Source organism: Geodermatophilus sp. SYSU D00758, assembly GCF_054049955.1.
Genome location: NZ_JBJGYK010000068.1, coordinates 1 through 14,562 on the forward strand (window position 1 = coordinate 1; position 14,562 = coordinate 14,562).

Annotated in this window: 16 protein-coding genes; 6 read left to right on the top strand and 10 right to left on the bottom strand. The window is 78.1% G+C overall.

Annotated features, from left to right (window positions below; genetic code table 11):
• The first annotated feature begins 164 nt into the window (after positions 1-164).
• A complete protein-coding gene (locus tag ACI8AC_RS24460) occupies positions 165-896 on the top strand; it encodes a DUF1707 SHOCT-like domain-containing protein (protein WP_456900456.1) in 732 nt (243 codons plus the stop codon).
• A gap of 36 nt (positions 897-932) precedes the next feature.
• Here ACI8AC_RS24460 and ACI8AC_RS24465 read toward each other — a convergent pair whose 3' ends face one another.
• Both ACI8AC_RS24465 and glpX read right to left on the bottom strand, forming a co-directional pair.
• A complete protein-coding gene (locus ACI8AC_RS24465) occupies positions 933-1,565 on the bottom strand; it encodes a hypothetical protein (RefSeq protein WP_456900457.1) in 633 nt (210 codons plus the stop codon).
• 95 nt (positions 1,566-1,660) lie between these two features.
• Positions 1,661-2,716 carry a class II fructose-bisphosphatase gene (glpX, locus tag ACI8AC_RS24470; RefSeq protein WP_456900458.1) on the bottom strand — a complete coding sequence of 352 codons (1,056 nt, stop codon included), beginning with the start codon at positions 2,714-2,716 and terminating at the stop codon, positions 1,661-1,663.
• Positions 2,717-2,773: 57 nt separating this feature from the next.
• Between glpX and ACI8AC_RS24475 the strand changes: the two genes are divergently transcribed.
• Both ACI8AC_RS24475 and ACI8AC_RS24480 read left to right on the top strand, forming a co-directional pair.
• Positions 2,774-3,379 carry a DUF4245 domain-containing protein gene (locus ACI8AC_RS24475; protein WP_456900459.1) on the top strand — a complete coding sequence of 202 codons (606 nt, stop codon included), beginning with the start codon at positions 2,774-2,776 and terminating at the stop codon, positions 3,377-3,379.
• 144 nt (positions 3,380-3,523) lie between these two features.
• Positions 3,524-3,775: a hypothetical protein gene (locus tag ACI8AC_RS24480; protein ID WP_456900460.1), complete on the top strand. Its 252-nt coding sequence runs from the start codon at positions 3,524-3,526 to the stop codon at positions 3,773-3,775.
• A 30-nt stretch (positions 3,776-3,805) separates the two neighbouring features.
• On the opposite strand, the gene ACI8AC_RS24485 is transcribed toward ACI8AC_RS24480, so the two are convergent.
• The 3 genes from ACI8AC_RS24485 to ACI8AC_RS24495 all read right to left on the bottom strand — a co-directional run bounded on the left by ACI8AC_RS24485 (position 3,806) and on the right by ACI8AC_RS24495 (position 6,626).
• A complete protein-coding gene (locus tag ACI8AC_RS24485) occupies positions 3,806-4,045 on the bottom strand; it encodes an exodeoxyribonuclease VII small subunit (RefSeq protein WP_456900461.1) in 240 nt (79 codons plus the stop codon).
• Positions 4,042-5,262: an exodeoxyribonuclease VII large subunit gene (gene xseA / locus ACI8AC_RS24490; RefSeq protein ID WP_456900462.1), complete on the bottom strand. Its 1,221-nt coding sequence runs from the start codon at positions 5,260-5,262 to the stop codon at positions 4,042-4,044. Before xseA ends, ACI8AC_RS24485 begins: the two co-directional genes overlap by 4 nt.
• Positions 5,263-5,336: 74 nt before the next feature.
• Positions 5,337-6,626, bottom strand: a complete 1,290-nt coding sequence (locus tag ACI8AC_RS24495) for a hypothetical protein (RefSeq protein ID WP_456900463.1) — start codon at positions 6,624-6,626, stop codon at positions 5,337-5,339.
• 117 nt (positions 6,627-6,743) lie between these two features.
• Here ACI8AC_RS24495 and ACI8AC_RS24500 point away from each other — a divergent pair, with 117 nt between their 5' ends.
• Positions 6,744-7,712 (top strand): 4-hydroxy-3-methylbut-2-enyl diphosphate reductase, encoded by a 969-nt coding sequence (locus ACI8AC_RS24500; RefSeq protein ID WP_456900464.1) that lies wholly within the window; start codon positions 6,744-6,746, stop codon positions 7,710-7,712.
• 68 nt (positions 7,713-7,780) lie between these two features.
• Here ACI8AC_RS24500 and ACI8AC_RS24505 read toward each other — a convergent pair whose 3' ends face one another.
• The 5 genes from ACI8AC_RS24505 to ACI8AC_RS24525 form a co-directional block, all read right to left on the bottom strand.
• Positions 7,781-8,593, bottom strand: coding sequence for a DUF6542 domain-containing protein (locus ACI8AC_RS24505; RefSeq protein ID WP_456900465.1), 813 nt, complete (start codon positions 8,591-8,593; stop codon positions 7,781-7,783).
• Positions 8,594-8,767: 174 nt separating this feature from the next.
• Positions 8,768-9,283, bottom strand: a complete 516-nt coding sequence (locus ACI8AC_RS24510; protein WP_456900466.1) for a hypothetical protein — start codon at positions 9,281-9,283, stop codon at positions 8,768-8,770.
• An 81-nt stretch (positions 9,284-9,364) separates the two neighbouring features.
• Entirely contained in the window at positions 9,365-10,453 is a 1,089-nt protein-coding gene (locus ACI8AC_RS24515) for a DNA recombination protein RmuC (RefSeq protein ID WP_456900467.1), read from the bottom strand.
• Between the two features lie 83 nt (positions 10,454-10,536).
• Positions 10,537-11,058 carry a methylated-DNA--[protein]-cysteine S-methyltransferase gene (locus tag ACI8AC_RS24520; RefSeq protein ID WP_456900468.1) on the bottom strand — a complete coding sequence of 174 codons (522 nt, stop codon included), beginning with the start codon at positions 11,056-11,058 and terminating at the stop codon, positions 10,537-10,539.
• Entirely contained in the window at positions 11,055-12,566 is a 1,512-nt protein-coding gene (locus tag ACI8AC_RS24525; RefSeq protein WP_456900469.1) for an AlkA N-terminal domain-containing protein, read from the bottom strand. Before ACI8AC_RS24525 ends, ACI8AC_RS24520 begins: the two co-directional genes overlap by 4 nt.
• 197 nt (positions 12,567-12,763) lie before the next feature.
• Between ACI8AC_RS24525 and ACI8AC_RS24530 the strand changes: the two genes are divergently transcribed.
• Both ACI8AC_RS24530 and ACI8AC_RS24535 read left to right on the top strand, forming a co-directional pair.
• Positions 12,764-14,092 (top strand): S8 family serine peptidase, encoded by a 1,329-nt coding sequence (locus ACI8AC_RS24530; protein ID WP_456900470.1) that lies wholly within the window; start codon positions 12,764-12,766, stop codon positions 14,090-14,092.
• Between the two features lie 10 nt (positions 14,093-14,102).
• Positions 14,103-14,348 (top strand): hypothetical protein, encoded by a 246-nt coding sequence (locus tag ACI8AC_RS24535; protein ID WP_456900471.1) that lies wholly within the window; start codon positions 14,103-14,105, stop codon positions 14,346-14,348.
• Positions 14,349-14,562 lie beyond the last annotated feature (214 nt).

Genomic DNA, 14,562 nt, shown 5'->3' on the forward strand with positions numbered 1-14,562 from the left:
GCGTCTCCTACGCTCCGTGACCGGGCGCGCGTAGCCGGCAGCGGGAGGCCGTGGCGGGCGCCACAGCCGCCACCCGAACGGGTGACCAGCGCCGGGCGGGGGCCGCCGGGAGCCCCGGGCCGCGGTGCCCCTCGGACCCCGTGCCCGGCGCTAGCGTCAGGGACGTGACGTCCGACGAGCAGCCCCCCGACCGCGAGCCACCGAGCCCCGCCGTCCGCATCTCGGACGCCGACCGGGAGGCCGTGGTGGCCCGGCTGCAGCACGCCGTGGCCGAGGGCCGCATCGACCTGGGGGAGTTCGGCGAGCGGGTGGAGGCCGCCTACGCCGCCGTCACGGCGGACGACCTGGCGGGCCCGGTGGCCGACCTGCCCGCCGAGGGCAGCACCGAGGTGGAGATCGTCGGGTCGCGGCCGCCCAGCCAGGTCGACAGCGTCTTCGGTGACATCCGGCTGACCGGGGCCGGCGCGGCGCCCGAGCGGGCGCACACGGTCTTCGGTGACATCCGGCTCGACCTGCGCGACCTGCGCACCCGCGAGCAGCGGGTCGAGATCGAGCTGAGCACCTGGTTCGGGGACGTGGACGTCGTGGTGCCCGAGGGGGTCGACGCCGAGCTGATCGGGCGGACCGTCTTCGGCGACCGCGTCGTCGACCTCGCGCCCGTCCCCCGGCTGGCCGGGACCCCGCGCGTCGTCGTCCGGGCCCGCGCGGTCTTCGGTGACCTGCGGCTGCGCAGCCTCGCCCCTGGCGAGTCGGCCAGCCGCTGGCGGGCGCTCGTCGAGCGGCTCGCCGCCCGGCACCTCCCGCCGGCGCCGCAGCCTCCGCCGGCGCCGCAGCCTCCGCCGGCACCGCAGCCTCCGCCGGCACCGCAGCCTCCGCCGGCACCGCCGCGGCCCTGAGGGCGGCGGCGGGGCCGGCGGCGCCGGTCGTCGGGGTCAGTCGTCCATGCCGCCCCGGTGCGACCACCAGCCGCCCTCGACCTTGGCCGCGACCCAGTCGGGCAGCCGCTCGCGCAGCTCGGCGGCCTGCTCCTCGCTCAGCGAGCCGGCGGCGACGGCCTCGTCGATCCGGGCCTGCGCCCGGGCGACGAGGGCGTCGACGACCGCCTGGGTGTCGACGCCCTGCTGCTCGGCCACGTCGGCGAGGCTGGTCCCCGGCTCGGAGAGCGCGTCCTGCAGCTCCTCGGTGCTCATGCCGAGGGCCTCGGCGGCCGCGCTCCAGACGGCGTCGAAGTCGGCCTCGTCGACCCAGTCCGGCGGGCCGTCGCCGTCCCAGCGGTGGTGCCAGCCCCAGCCGGGCCCGACGGCGGGGGAGTCGGCGAGGGTCTCGGCGACGCGCGCGGCCTGGTCCTGGGTGAGGGTGCCGTCCTCGACGAGCCCGCCCAGGGCCTCCTCGATGGCCGCCCGGCGCTCGTCCTCGGCCGCCGCGGCGTCCTCCTCCGGCGTGGCGGACGGCGTGCTGGTCGAGGGTGCGGGGCTGGGTGTCGGCTCGGCCACCGCCACACCGATGCCGGTCAGCGTCAGCGCCCCCGCGGCGCCCACCCCGACGACGAGGGTCCTCGTGCGCATGCTCTCCCCCTTCCGGGGCCCGGTCGCGGTCGTGCCGGGCCGTGCCGAGGAGGATTCCCGCCCAACCTGTGACGGACCTGTGAGACCGCCCGGTCTCAGTCCTCGACGTCCCGGTCGAAGGGCACCGCGGAGTAGGCGCGCAGCTTCGACAGCGAGTGCAGGCTCTCGATCGACCGGATCGTGCCCGAGCGCGACCGCATCACCAGCGACTGGGTGGTGCAGCCCCCCGCGCGGTACTGGACGCCGCGCAGCAGCTCGCCGTCGGTGATGCCCGTGGCCACGAAGAACACGTCGCCGCGGACGAGGTCGTCGATGTGCAGCACCCGGTCCAGGTCGTGGCCGGCGTCGATCGCCTTCCGGCGCTCGTCGTCGTCCTTCGGCCAGAGCCGGCCCTGCAGGGCGCCGCCCATGCACTTCAGGGCGCAGGCGGCGATGATGCCCTCCGGGGTGCCGCCGATGCCCAGCAGCAGGTCGACGCCGGTGCCCTCCCGGGCCGCGGCGATCGCGCCGGCGACGTCGCCGTCGGTGATGAACTTGATCCGTGCACCGGCCTCCCGGACCTCGCGCACGAGGTCGTCGTGCCGCGGGCGGTCCAGGATGCAGACGGTGACGTCGGCGACCGAGCTGTGCTTGGCGCGCGCGACCCGGCGGATGTTCTCGGCCACGGGGGCGGTGATGTCGACGACGTCGGCCGCGGCCGGGCCGGTCGCCAGCTTCTCCATGTAGAAGACCGCCGACGGGTCGTACATGGCGCCGCGGTCGGCGACCGCCATCACCGCGATGGCGTTCGGCATGCCCTTGGCCATGAGCGTGGTGCCGTCGATCGGGTCGACCGCCACGTCGCACTCGGGGCCGTTGCCGTCGCCCACCTGCTCGCCGTTGTAGAGCATGGGCGCCTCGTCCTTCTCGCCCTCGCCGATGACGACGACGCCCCGCATGCTCACCGTGCCGATGAGCGCGCGCATGGCGTCGACCGCCGCGCCGTCGCCGCCGTTCTTGTCGCCGCGGCCGACCCAGCGACCGGCGGCCATCGCCGCGGCCTCGGTGACGCGGACCAGCTCGAGGGCGAGGTTGCGGTCGGGGGCGGGGCGGTCGGAGCGGAAGCTGCGGTCGGTGGCGGTCAGCGGGCCGTTGGGGAGGGGCAGGGACACAGGACCTCCTGTTCGCACCGCCGCAGGGTGCGGGAGCGGCGCTGTCATCCTAGGGGGGTGAGCACCACCGGCCCCACCAGTCAGCCCCCCGCGGGGACGACGGCCCCGCCGCCGTCCCCGGCGATCGAGCGGGCCAACCGGATGAGCGCGGCCAACATGATCCGCTCGCTGGCGCCGCTCGTGCTGATCTGCCTGCTGATCGCCGGCTGGGTGGCCTTCCAGCAGGGCCCCGAGGCACGGGTGCAGACGGTGGACCCGACGTCGTCGGTGCAGCTGGCCGCCGCGCGGGCCTCCTACCCGCTGCCCGCCCCCGCGGACCTGCCGGAGGGGTACCGGCCGACGAGCGTCCGCACCGACGCAGGCGCCGCCGACGAGGGCGACCCGGTGACGCTCTCCATCGGCTACCTGACGCCGGACGGCGAGTACGCCGGGTTCGCGGTGAGCGACGACCCCCGGGCGACCGCGCTCACCGACGTCCTCGGCGACGCCGAGCAGGAAGGCAGCAAGGACGTCGACGGGGAGGCCTGGACCCGCTGGAGCACCGCCCGCGGCGAGACCGCGCTGTCCCGCGAGGCCGACGGCGTCACCGTGGTGGTCACCGGGTCGGCCTCGGACGGCGAGCTGGCGGAGGTCGCCGCGGCCGTGGAACCGGTCGCGACCTGAGCCGCACGTTGCGATCGCGTGACGGTCGCGGGGAGAGGTGGTGACCGGCGCGGGCCTGCCCGCGCGGGCCGGGGCCGGTCGCGGGACGCTCGGACCCCGGCCGGCACCTCCTGTGCCGGCCACGGCCCTGCGAGGAGTCCTGCGATGACCGGACCCGCCCTCTGCGCCGGCGGCGACCACCGGCCCCCTCCCACCGGCGGGTCCTGCTCCTGCGGCCTGGTCACCCGGGTCCCGGCCCGGCCCGCGGCCGCCGGGACCAGCCTGCGCGACCTCGTCGCCGGGCTCCTGGGCGACGCCCCGGCCGACCCGCACGCCGCCGCCGACCGGCTGCTGGCCGCCCTGCGCGCCGCAGGGCTGCCGCTGCCCTCGAGCGCCCCGGAGCAGCTGCCGGCCTGACCGGCGCCGCCCCGGTGCCGTCCCGCCGGGTCACCCGCCGCCGGCGCCCTCGGCGGTGCTGGCGGCGGGGCCGGTCGCGGCCAGGCGCTCGCGCGCCCGGTCCAGCCAGTGCCGGCACAGCTCGGCGAGCTGCTCGCCGCGCTCCCACAGGGACAGCGACTCCTCCAGCGTCAGGCCACCGGCCTCGAGCCGGCGGACCACCTCGGCGAGCTCCTCGCGGGCCTGCTCGTAGGTCGTGGTGGGCTCCGTCGGCCCCGTCGGCTCGCTCATGACGCCCCATCCTCCCGGTCCACCCGGACCGCCATCCGGCCCCCCGCCACCCGGACCGACAGCCGCTCGGCGTCGGCCACCTGGCCCGGGTCGCGCACCAGCGTCCCGTCCGCCCGCTGCACGACCGCGTAGCCGCGCTGCAGCGTCGCCGCCGGCGAGAGGGCGGCCACCCGGGCGCGGGCGTGCTCGAGGTCCCGCTCGGCGCTCTCCACCCGGTGCACCAGCGTGCGCCGGGCCCGGGAGCGCAGCTGCTCGACGTCGTCGGCCCGGCCGTGCAGCAGCCGCTGCGGATCGGCCAGCACCGGCCGGCTGCGGACGCCGTCCAGCCACCGCTCCTGCTGCTCCAGGCGGGCGGCGAGCAGGTGCCGCGCACGGGCCCGCAGCCCGTCGACCAGCCGCTGCTGCTCGCCGATCTCCGGGACCACCCGGTGCGCGGCGTCGGTGGGCGTCGCGGCGCGGACGTCGGCGGCGTGGTCGACCAGGGTGGTGTCCGTCTCGTGGCCGACCGCGGTGACGACCGGGGTCCGGCAGGCGGCGATCGCGCGCACCAGGCCCTCGTCCGAGAAGGGCAGGAGGTCCTCCACCGACCCGCCACCGCGGGCCACGACGATCACCTCGACCTCCGGGTCGGCGTCCAGCCGCCGGAGCCCGTCGATGACCGAGGCCGCTGCGCTCGGCCCCTGGACGAGGCTGTGGTGGACGGCGAAGCGCACCGCCGGCCAGCGGCGGCGGGCGGTGACCAGCACGTCCCGCTCGGCGGCGCTGTCCCGGCCGGTGACGACGCCGACCACGGCCGGCGCGAACGGCAGCGGCTTCTTGCGGGCGGCGTCGAAGAGGCCCTCGGCGGCCAGCAGCCGGCGGATCCGGTCGATGCGCGCCAGCAGCTCACCGAGGCCGACCGCGCGGATCTCGGTGGCGCGCAGCGAGAACGAGCCCCGCGCGATGTAGTAGTCCGGGCGGGCGCGGACGACGACGCGGGCGCCCTCGGCGAGCTCCAGGCCGGGGCGGTCGGCGACGTCGCGGGCGCACGTCACCGGCACCGACAGGTCGGCGGCCGGGTCGCGCAGCGTGAGGAACACCGTGGCCGCGCCGCGGCGGGAGATCTGGGCGACCTGCCCCTCGACCCAGACCTCGCCGAGGCGGCCGATCCACTCGGCGACCTTGCGGGCCACCGTGCGGACCGGCCACGGCGCGTCCGGTGTGGGGGGAGCGGTCATGCCGCGAGCGTGTCAGACGGCTCCGACACCGCGGCCGGCCCCGTCCCGAGGCCCTCCCGGGCCCCGCCGGCCCCTCACATGCCGCGCGGGGCCAGCGGGCTGGACTCGACCGCCTGCCGCTCGAGCTTCTCCAGCCGGTTGCGCAGCATCCGCAGGTACGGCTCGCGGGCCTCGTTGGCCTCCTCGTAGGCGAGCAGGTCGGCGACGGTGGAGAGCTGGTAGCCGCGCAGCCGGCCGCGGAGCTGGGCGATGGTCATGGACTCGTAGCCGTCGACCGGTGCGCCGTCGGTCGCCGCGTCGGTGGCCTCGGCGGTGTCCGCCCCTGTGGTCGGGGGTGTGGCGGGCTCGGCGGTGGCGGGCTCGGCGGTGGCGGGCTCGGCCGCAGCGGTCTCGGGTGCGGCGGTCTCGGGTGCGGCGGTCTCGGGTGCGGCGACGCCCTCGTCGGTCACCGTGCCCTCGACGGTGGCCACCCCGCCGTCGGGGGTGAGCACGTCGACCTCCCCGGTCACGTCCGGGGCCCCGCCCGCCTCACCGACCGGCGAGCCGCCCGGGTCGGTGGGAGCGGTGTCGGTGGGAGCGGTGTCGGTGGCCGTGGTGTCGGTGTCGGTGGGAGCGGTGTCGGTGGGAGCGGTGTCGGTGGCCGTGGTGTCGGTGTCGGTGGGAGCGGTGTCGGTGGGGGCGGCGTCGCCGGCGACCACGCTCCGGGTGTCGAGCGGCTCGGGCAGCGTCGTGGGGGCCTCGGCGACCAGGTCGGCGTCGACCGTGCCGGCGTCGGCGGAACCGCCGTCGACCAGGGCCTCGTCCGGGGCGCCGTCTGCCTCGAGCAGCGCGGTCTCCAGCTCGTCCTCTGTGCTCAGCCCGGGCTGCGGGGCGCCGGAGGCCGCCGGGATGCCGGCCTCGCGCACCTCGTCGGCGATGTCCTCGAGCGCCTCGACGACCTCCTCGGGGCCCGGCTCGTCGTCGGGCAGCCCCAGGATCTCGTCGTCCACCAGCGGCGGCACCTGCTCCTCGGGGGTGGTGTCCTCGTCGGCGCCGGGGCGGTCGGGCACGACCGCGGCCGCGCGGTCGAAGGCCGACGTCCGTGCCGACGCCGCCGACCCCTCGACCGGCGGTGCCGGGGGGAGGTCCTCGTCGAAGGTCGCCATCCCCGGCTCGTTCTCACCCCGGAGGCCGGTGAACAGCTCGTCACCGCGGGCGACGAGGCCGGAGTACTGCTGCTGGAGGCGCATGGTGGCCTGCATGGCCAGGCCGATCACCCGCACCGGGAGGCCGGGCAGCTCCCCGGGCAGCTTGCGGGCCTCGTCGAGGACGGTGGCGGCCAGGCCGGCCGCGGCACGGACGACCTGCGGGATCTCACGCGACATGGCCTCAGACTGCCCCAGAGCGCGCGTGCCGACACACCCTCCCGCTCTCCTACCCCCGGATCGTGGTGCTCGTCTCGTCCGGAGGGGAGCGGCCGCGGGCCCACCTACCATGGGGCCATGGCTGATCAGCGCGGACGCGTCCTGCTCGCCGACCCCCGGGGCTACTGCGCCGGCGTGGACCGGGCGGTGGTCGCGGTCGAGCGGGCGCTGGAGATCCACGGCGCCCCCGTCTACGTCCGCAAGCAGATCGTCCACAACAAGCACGTGGTCGCCACGCTCGAGCGGCGCGGCGCGGTCTTCGTCGACGAGACCGACGAGGTGCCCGAGGGCTCGGTGGTGGTGTTCAGCGCGCACGGGGTGTCCCCGGCGGTGCACCAGGAGGCGGCCGCCCGGCAGCTGCGCACCATCGACGCCACCTGCCCGCTGGTGACCAAGGTGCACTCCGAGGCCAAGCGGTTCGCCAAGGACGACTACGACATCCTGCTCATCGGCCACCGCGGCCACGAGGAGGTCGAGGGCACCTCCGGCGAGGCCCCCGAGCACATCCAGCTCGTCGACGGCCCCGAGGGCGTCGACGACGTCGAGGTCCGCGACCCCGAGCGGGTCGTGTGGCTGTCGCAGACCACGCTGTCGGTCGACGAGACGCTGGCCACCGTGGACCGGCTGCGCGAGCGGTTCCCGCTGCTGCAGTCGCCGCCCAGCGACGACATCTGCTACGCGACCCAGAACCGGCAGCAGGCCGTCAAGCAGATGGCCCCGTCCTGCGACCTGGTGGTCGTCGTCGGCTCCACCAACTCGTCGAACTCCGTGCGGCTGGTCGAGGTCGCGCTGGAGGCCGGGGCGCGCGCCGCCCACCTGGTGGACTTCGCCTCGGAGGTCGACGAGGCCTGGCTGGAGGGCGTGGGCACGGTCGGGGTCACCAGCGGTGCGTCGGTGCCCGAGGTGCTGGTGTCCGAGCTGCTCGACTGGCTGGCCGAGCGGGGCTACGCCGACGTGGAGCCGGTCAAGGCGGCCGAGGAGCGGCTGGTCTTCGCGCTGCCCCACGAGCTGCGGCAGCGCCGCGCCGAGGTGCCCGACCCGGCCTGACGCCCGTGAGACGACGGTGGCCCCCTCCCGAGCGGGAGGGGGCCACCGTCGTCAGCGGGGAGGGCCGGTCAGCGGCGGGCGGCCCACCGGACCAGGGCGACGGCGAGGCACGCGGCGGTGGCCAGCGCCATGCTCGGGAAGCCCCGGACCATCAGGGTGGCGACGGCGGCCGCGTTGAAGGTGGCCGAGGGGGCCAGCGCGATGTTGACGCCGGCGACCGCGACGAAGACCAGTGGCGGGGCGACGACGGTCGTCACGAGGTCGCGCCGGCGCACCAGGGCGGTGGCCAGCGCCGCGGAGCCGGTCAGCGCCACCAGGGTGACCAACCCGAGACCGATGCCGAGGAACGAGTCCACCGCCGCCCCGACGAGGGTCACCAGGAAGACGGCGAGGACGGCGACCGCGCCGCGCAGCCGGCTGCCGCCCTCGGGGGCGGGGGGAGCGGCCCGGGTACCCGAGGAGCGGGCACCGCGGGAGCGGGGGCGCCGTTCCTCGTCGTCCCGCGCGACGGCCTCGCGGGGGGCGGCGCGGTGCTCGCCGCGGGGCACCGGCCGGCTGTGCTGCACGGGCCGGCTGTGCTGCACGGGCCGGCTGTGCTGCACGGGCCGGCTGTGCTGCGCCGGCTCGGCGGCCCCGGGCAGACCGGGCTCGACACCCCGGCTGCGGGCCAGCCGGGCCAGGTGCTCCGGGAGCGGGGGCAGGTCGGTGCGCCGGGGGCGCCCGTCGGGGCGCACCGACGGCGGGGGTACCGGGGGGACCGGTGGCCGTGCGCTGCGGGCGACCCGGTCCCCGGGTGGGGGGACGGGCGGGCCGGCGAGCGGCCGGCCGGCGCGGCGCTCGCTGTGGGCTCCGGGGTCCCGCCAGGTGTCGGCCGTGCTCACCGAGGCCATGGCACACCTCCCGTCGGCGTCGTCGGGGCGGCCGCCGGGGAGGACGGTCGCCGTCGCACGCCACCGTACTGAGGGCGTGCGGTCGGCCGTGGGAGGACGAGCCCGACGCGCACTGTCCAGAACTGCCAAAAGCAGCCCGTGGCGATGGGAGACGCCCTGCAGCGGTCAGCCGTCGTCGCCGGGGGAGGTCTCCACCACGCTCGCGGCCAGGTAGACCTCGCCGTCCCACTCCTCGAGGTCTTCCTCCGGGAGGTCGACGCCGAGCTCCTGCTCCAGCGCGGAGAGCTCGAAGTCGTCCTCCGGGGTGGCGGCGACGACGACCGCGATGCCCGGTGCGAGGTCGGTGACGTCCTGCTCGGCGACCACGAGCGCCGGCTCCGCGTCACCGGCCCCCGGTGGGGACTCGATGGTGAACACCCGCTGGGTGACGACCTCGCCGACCTGGGCGTCGAGGGTGACCTCCTGGCCGTTGTAGGCCTCGAGGTCCTCGGCGAACTCGCTGTCGTAGTCCCCGGTGTACGGGTCCTTGAGGTCGTCCTCGCCCCGGATGTCGGGGGTGCCCGGTTCGAGGTCGGGGTTGTTGGGCGGTGCCGCGTCGTCCCCGCAGGCGCCGAGCGCGAGGGCGAGCGCGGCCCCACCGGTCGCGACGGCGACGCGGGCGGTACGGCGACGTGCGGGCATCGGGGGGTCCTCCTCCGGTCGCGGGCTTCCCCCTCTGCGGTCCCCGTGCCCGGTGGGGGCGACACCCGGGCAGGCGCGATGTCACGGTTCTGCAACCTGGCCCCAGCCCGTGGTGCCGTCGCGCCCCTCCCCGAGCGCGGGCGGCACCGGCGGGCGCAGCGTGCGCACGGTCGCCTCGACCGGCGGGGGGGTGGGCACCGGGGTCTCGGCCACGCCGAGGTCGTCGAAGCGGCGGGCCGCCACCAGCACCGAGCCCTCGTAGGACCCCACCGCCTCGTTGTAGCGCGTGGTGGCCGACGACAGCGCCGACCCGAGCCGGGTGAGGTGACCCGACAGCGTGGCCAGCCGGGCGTGCAGCCGCCGGCCGACCTCGAGCACCTGGTCGGCGTCGCGCGCCAGCCGTTCCTGCCGCCAGGAGTAGGCGACCGTGCGGAGCAGCGCCAGCAGCGTGCTGGGGGTGGCCAGCACGACGTCGCGGGCGAAGCCGTACTCGAGCAGCCCGGGCTCGGCCTCCAGCGCGGTGGTGAGGAAGCCGTCGGAGGGGACGAACAGCACGGTGAAGGGGGCCGCCGGGCGGAACGCGGTGGGGTAGCGCCGCGCGGCGAGCGCGTCGACGTGCGCGCGCAGCTGCCGGGCGTGCGCCGCGACCCGCTGGCCGCGGACGGCGGCGTCCTCGGCCTGCACCGCCTCGATGTAGCCGGTGAACGGGACCTTCGCGTCGACGACGACCTGCCGGCCGTCGGCAAGGGTGACCACGAGGTCGGGCCGGACGCCGGCGCCCTCGTCGTTGGTGCCCGGCGGCTGCTCGACGAAGTCGCAGTGCTCGAGCAGGCCGGCCACCTCGACCACCCGGCGCAGCTGCACCTCGCCCCAGCGACCGCGCACGTGGGGGGTGCGCAGGGCCGTCACCAGCGCGGCGGTCTCCTGGCGGAGCAGCGAGGACGCCTGGCCGACGGTGCCCATCTGCTCGCGCAGCTCCCCGTGCGCCGTGGCGCGCGCCCGCTCCATGCCGGCGAGCAGCCGGTGCAGGTGGTCCAGCGACTCGTGGACCGGGTCCAGGCCGTCGTCGGCCGGCCGCCGGCGGGCGACCAGGGCGACCGCGCCGAGGGTGGCGGCGGTGGCCAGCAGCGCGCCGAGCAGGAGACCGGTGAGCAGCGAGACGGCGTCCACGGTGCCCGAGGGTGCCCGACGCGGCCGACACTTCCGGGTCGCCACTCGCGGGCGGCGTGCCGGGCGCGGGACCGGGAGCGCGCTCAGGGGACGGGGACCGCCGCGTGCGCGGCCTCGTGGTCGAGCAGCCAGCGCTTGACCGGCGTCCCCCAGCGGAAACCGCCCAGCCCGCCGTCCGAGCCGAGCACGCGGTGGCAGGGGACGAACAGCGCGGCGGCGTTCCGGGCGCAGGCGTTGGCCGCCGCGCGGACCGCCGAGGGCCGGCCGCAGCGGGCCGCGAACGCCGCGTAGGTGTCCGGCTCGCCGGCCGGCACGGTCCGCAGCACCTCCCAGGCGTCCTCGAGGAACGGCCCGGAGCGCTGGCGGACGGCCACCGCGTCGATCGCCGCCACGTCGCCGGCCACGAACGCCTCGACGGCGTCGAGCGGGTCCAGCCGGTCGGCGCGCTCGACCCAGGTCGGGCGCAGGGCGCGGTGGACGACCGGCAGCAGCTCGGCGACGTCGTCGGTCCAGCCGCTGGCGAGCACGGCGCCGTCGGTCCCCACCACCACGGTGAACGGCCCGGGCGGGGTGGGGACGCTGGCGAAGCGGGCGGAGGGGGTCACGAGGCGCTCCGGAGGGGTGCGGTCGGGGAGGCGGACGGGGTGGCGGGGTGGCGGAGGAAGAGGGACGGCGCGGCGAGCGCCCACAGGTGCATGACGGCGTACGAACGCCACGGGCGCCAGCGGGTGGCGGCCTCGGTGTCGCTGCTGCCGAGGGCGGCCAGCGAGCGTCGCAGCGCCAGGTCACCGGGCAACCACACGTCGGGGTCGCCGAGGCCGCGCAGGGCCACGAGGGCCGCCGTCCAGGGGCCGATGCCGGGGACGGCGCGCAGCGCCCGGCCGGCCTCCTCGCGGTCGGTGCCGGGGTCGAGGCGCAGCGCACCCCCGGCCAGCGCCGCGGCCAGGGCGTGCACCGTGCGCCGGCGCGCACCGGTCAGCCCCACCGCCGACAGGTCGGCCTCGACCAGGGCCTCGGGCCGCGGGAAGGCCGCGGTGAGCGTGCCGGCGGGCTCGGGCAGCGGCGTGCCGGCGGCGGCCACGACCCGCGCGGTCAGGGTGCGCGCGCCGGCCAGCGACACCTGCTGCCCGAGCACGGCCCGCACCGCCAGCTCCGCGGCGTCCGGCGCGCCGGGCACGCGGCGGCCGGGCGCGGCGGTGACCGACCCGGCCAGCGCGGGGTCGGCCCCCAGGGCCTCGTCCACCGCCACGGGGTCGGCGTCCAGGTCGAGCATGCGCCGGCAGCGGGCGACGGCGACCCCGAGGTCGCGCAGGGCCGCCAGGCGCAGCCGCGCCACGACGGTCGGCCCGTCGTCCGGGGCGGGGGAGAGGACGACCACCCCGGGGCCGTGCGGCAGGTCGAGGACCCGGGAGAACGTCGTCCCGTCCCACTCCTCGAGGCCGGGGACCGCGTGCGCGCCGAGGAAGAGCAGCACCTCCCCCGCGTCGTAGGGCGCGCGGGCGGCCAGCCGCAGGGTGAGCTCCCCGGCCGGGCCCGGGCGGCCGGGCCGGGCCCGGCGGCGCAGCTCGGTCGGTGTGGCCGCGAAGACCTCCCGCACGGTGTCGTTGAACTGCCGGATGCTGGCGAAGCCGGCGGCGAAGGCGACGTCGGACATCGGCAGGGCGGTGGTCTCCACCAGCACCCGCGCGGTCTGCGCGCGGCGGGCGCGGGCGAGGGCCAGCGCGCCGACCCCGAGCTCGGCTACCAGCAGCCGGTGCAGCTGCCGCTCGGAGTAGCCGAGCCGGGCGGCCAGGCCGGGGACCCCGGCGCGCTCGACCTCGCCGTCGGCGATCAGCCGCACCGCGCGGGCGACGACGTCGGCGCGGACGTCCCACTCCGGGGAGCCGGGCACCGCGTCCGGCCGGCAGCGGCGGCAGGCGCGGTAGCCGGCGCCCTGGGCGGCGGCCGCGGTGGAGAAGAAGGAGACGTTGCCGGCGTGCGGGGTGCGCGCCGGGCAGGACGGGCGGCAGTAGATGCCGGTCGTGGCGACGGCGGTGACGAACCAGCCGTCGAAGCGGGCGTCCCGGCTGGCGACCGCGCGGTAGCAGCGCTCCGGGTCCAGGGGCGGGGTCACGCCACGGAGCATCGCAGCCCCGGCGCGCACCGACCGGCGGTTTCCGGACGCCACCGTGGGCGGTGCCCCGGGCGCCCGGCGTGCGGGCGGACGGCTGCCCCCGCAGACTGCCCCCACCGCCGGGATGGTCCCCGGTGGCCGGGGGACCGGCGGGCGCACCGCCCGCGACCGGCGTCCGCGGAGCGAGGGGGAGCCCCGTGATCGATCCACCGGCCGCCGCCGGTCCGCGGAGCCCCGGTGCGCAGACCACCGGGCGGCAGGTCGTCGTCTTCGCCGACACCCCGGACGACGTGCCGGTGGACTGGTCGGCCGCCGGTATCGGCGACGTCGCCGACTCGCGCGACTTCGACGCCCGGCGCGTCCCGGCGCAGACGCTCCGGGACGCCGGCGCCACGGTCTTCGCCCGGCTCGGCATCGCGGTCGTCTCGGCCGCGCCCGACCAGCTCGCGGCGCTGCGGGCCGCGGCCGGCCGGCCGGTCCTGTCCGTCTCCCCCGAGCTGGTGCACCACGTGCTGGCCGACGACCTGCCGGCCTACGTCCGGGGCTACCGGGACGGCGTCTCCGACCTCGCCGAGCGGGTCCTCGCCACCGGCGCCGGGGACGGCGGGAGCGCGCCGGCGCCGCCGCCGTTCGAGGACACCGCGGTGGCCACCTGGGGGCTGCAGGCGGTCCGGGCGACGACGTCCCCGTTCACCGGCCGCGGCGTCCGGGTCGCCGTCCTCGACACCGGCCTGGACCTCGCGCACCCCGACTTCGCCGGGCGGGACGTGACCGCCGAGTCGTTCGTCCCCGGGGAGACCGCTCAGGACGGGCACGGCCACGGCACCCACTGCACCGGCACCGCCTGCGGGCCGCGCGTGCCGCCGACCGGGCCGCGCTACGGCGTCGCCCCGGAGGCCGAGGTCTTCGTCGGCAAGGTCCTCGGCGACGAGGGCAGCGGGGACGACGGCGGCATCCTCGCCGGCATCGAGTGGGCGGTGGCCGGCGGCTGCGCGGTGATCTCGATGTCCCTCGGGGCCGACGTGGCCGAGGCCCACCCGCCCTACTCGGCCGCCGGACGGCGGGCGCTCGAGCAGGGTTCGCTGGTCGTGGCCGCGGCCGGCAACAACGCCGACCGCCGGGAGGGTGGGTACGGCTTCGTCGGCGCGCCGGCCAACAGCGTGGAGATCATGGCCGTGGGCGCCCTGGACCCGCGGCTGGCGACGGCCTGGTTCTCGGCCCGCAGCCTGCCCGCGCCCGGCGGGGAGGTGGACGTCGCCGCCCCCGGTCTCGACGTGCTGTCGGCCTGGCCGATGCCCACCCGGTACCGGGTCATCAGCGGTACCAGCATGGCCACGCCGCACGTCGCCGGGGTCGCCGCCCTGTGGGCGGAGGCCACCGGGCGGCGCGGGTACGAGCTGTGGGCGACGCTGACCCAGGCGAGCCGGCGGCTGCTCGAGCCGTCGGTCGACGTCGGCAGCGGGCTGGTGCTGGCGCCGCAGGAGGGCGCCGGGTCGGCGCTCCGGGCGGGCGCCGCGCGGGCGTAGCCTCCCGCCCATGGCCCCTCCGCCGGCGCGGATCAGCGTGACCGTCGACGAGGTGCACCGCGACCGGTTGGACGCGGTGGCCCGGGCGCTGACCGCGTCGGGCATGCAGGTCGAGCGGGTGCTCGGATCCCTCGGCGTGATCACCGGCCGGGCGCCCGCCGGGACCCGCCCCGCGCTGCTGGCCGTCGAGGGCGTCGCCTCGGTCGACGAGCAGCTGCAGGTCCGGCTCCCACCCCCGGACGCGCCGGTCCAGTAGCGGGCCCGGCGCCGGGCGCCGGGCGCCGAGGCCCGTCCCGGCTCACCGCCGCGGGGGGGGGCGGGCCCCACCCGGGGGGGCGGGGGCGGCCCCCCCCCCCCGCCCCCCCCCCCCGCCCCGCCCGCCCCCCCCCCCCCCCCCCCCCCCCCCCCCCCCCCCCCCCCCCCCCCCCCCCCCCCCCCCCCCCCCCCCCCCCCCCCCCCCCCCCCCCCCC

Coding starts and splice junctions, on each gene's coding strand:
- ACI8AC_RS24465 (WP_456900457.1), bottom strand. CDS start 1,565: ATGCGCACGAGGACCCTCGTCGTCGGGGTGGGCGCCGCGGGGGCGCTG.
- ACI8AC_RS24480 (WP_456900460.1), top strand. CDS start 3,524: ATGACCGGACCCGCCCTCTGCGCCGGCGGCGACCACCGGCCCCCTCCC.
- ACI8AC_RS24485 (WP_456900461.1), bottom strand. CDS start 4,045: ATGAGCGAGCCGACGGGGCCGACGGAGCCCACCACGACCTACGAGCAG.
- xseA (WP_456900462.1), bottom strand. CDS start 5,262: ATGACCGCTCCCCCCACACCGGACGCGCCGTGGCCGGTCCGCACGGTG.
- ACI8AC_RS24495 (WP_456900463.1), bottom strand. CDS start 6,626: ATGTCGCGTGAGATCCCGCAGGTCGTCCGTGCCGCGGCCGGCCTGGCC.
- ACI8AC_RS24500 (WP_456900464.1), top strand. CDS start 6,744: ATGGCTGATCAGCGCGGACGCGTCCTGCTCGCCGACCCCCGGGGCTAC.
- ACI8AC_RS24510 (WP_456900466.1), bottom strand. CDS start 9,283: ATGCCCGCACGTCGCCGTACCGCCCGCGTCGCCGTCGCGACCGGTGGG.
- ACI8AC_RS24535 (WP_456900471.1), top strand. CDS start 14,103: ATGGCCCCTCCGCCGGCGCGGATCAGCGTGACCGTCGACGAGGTGCAC.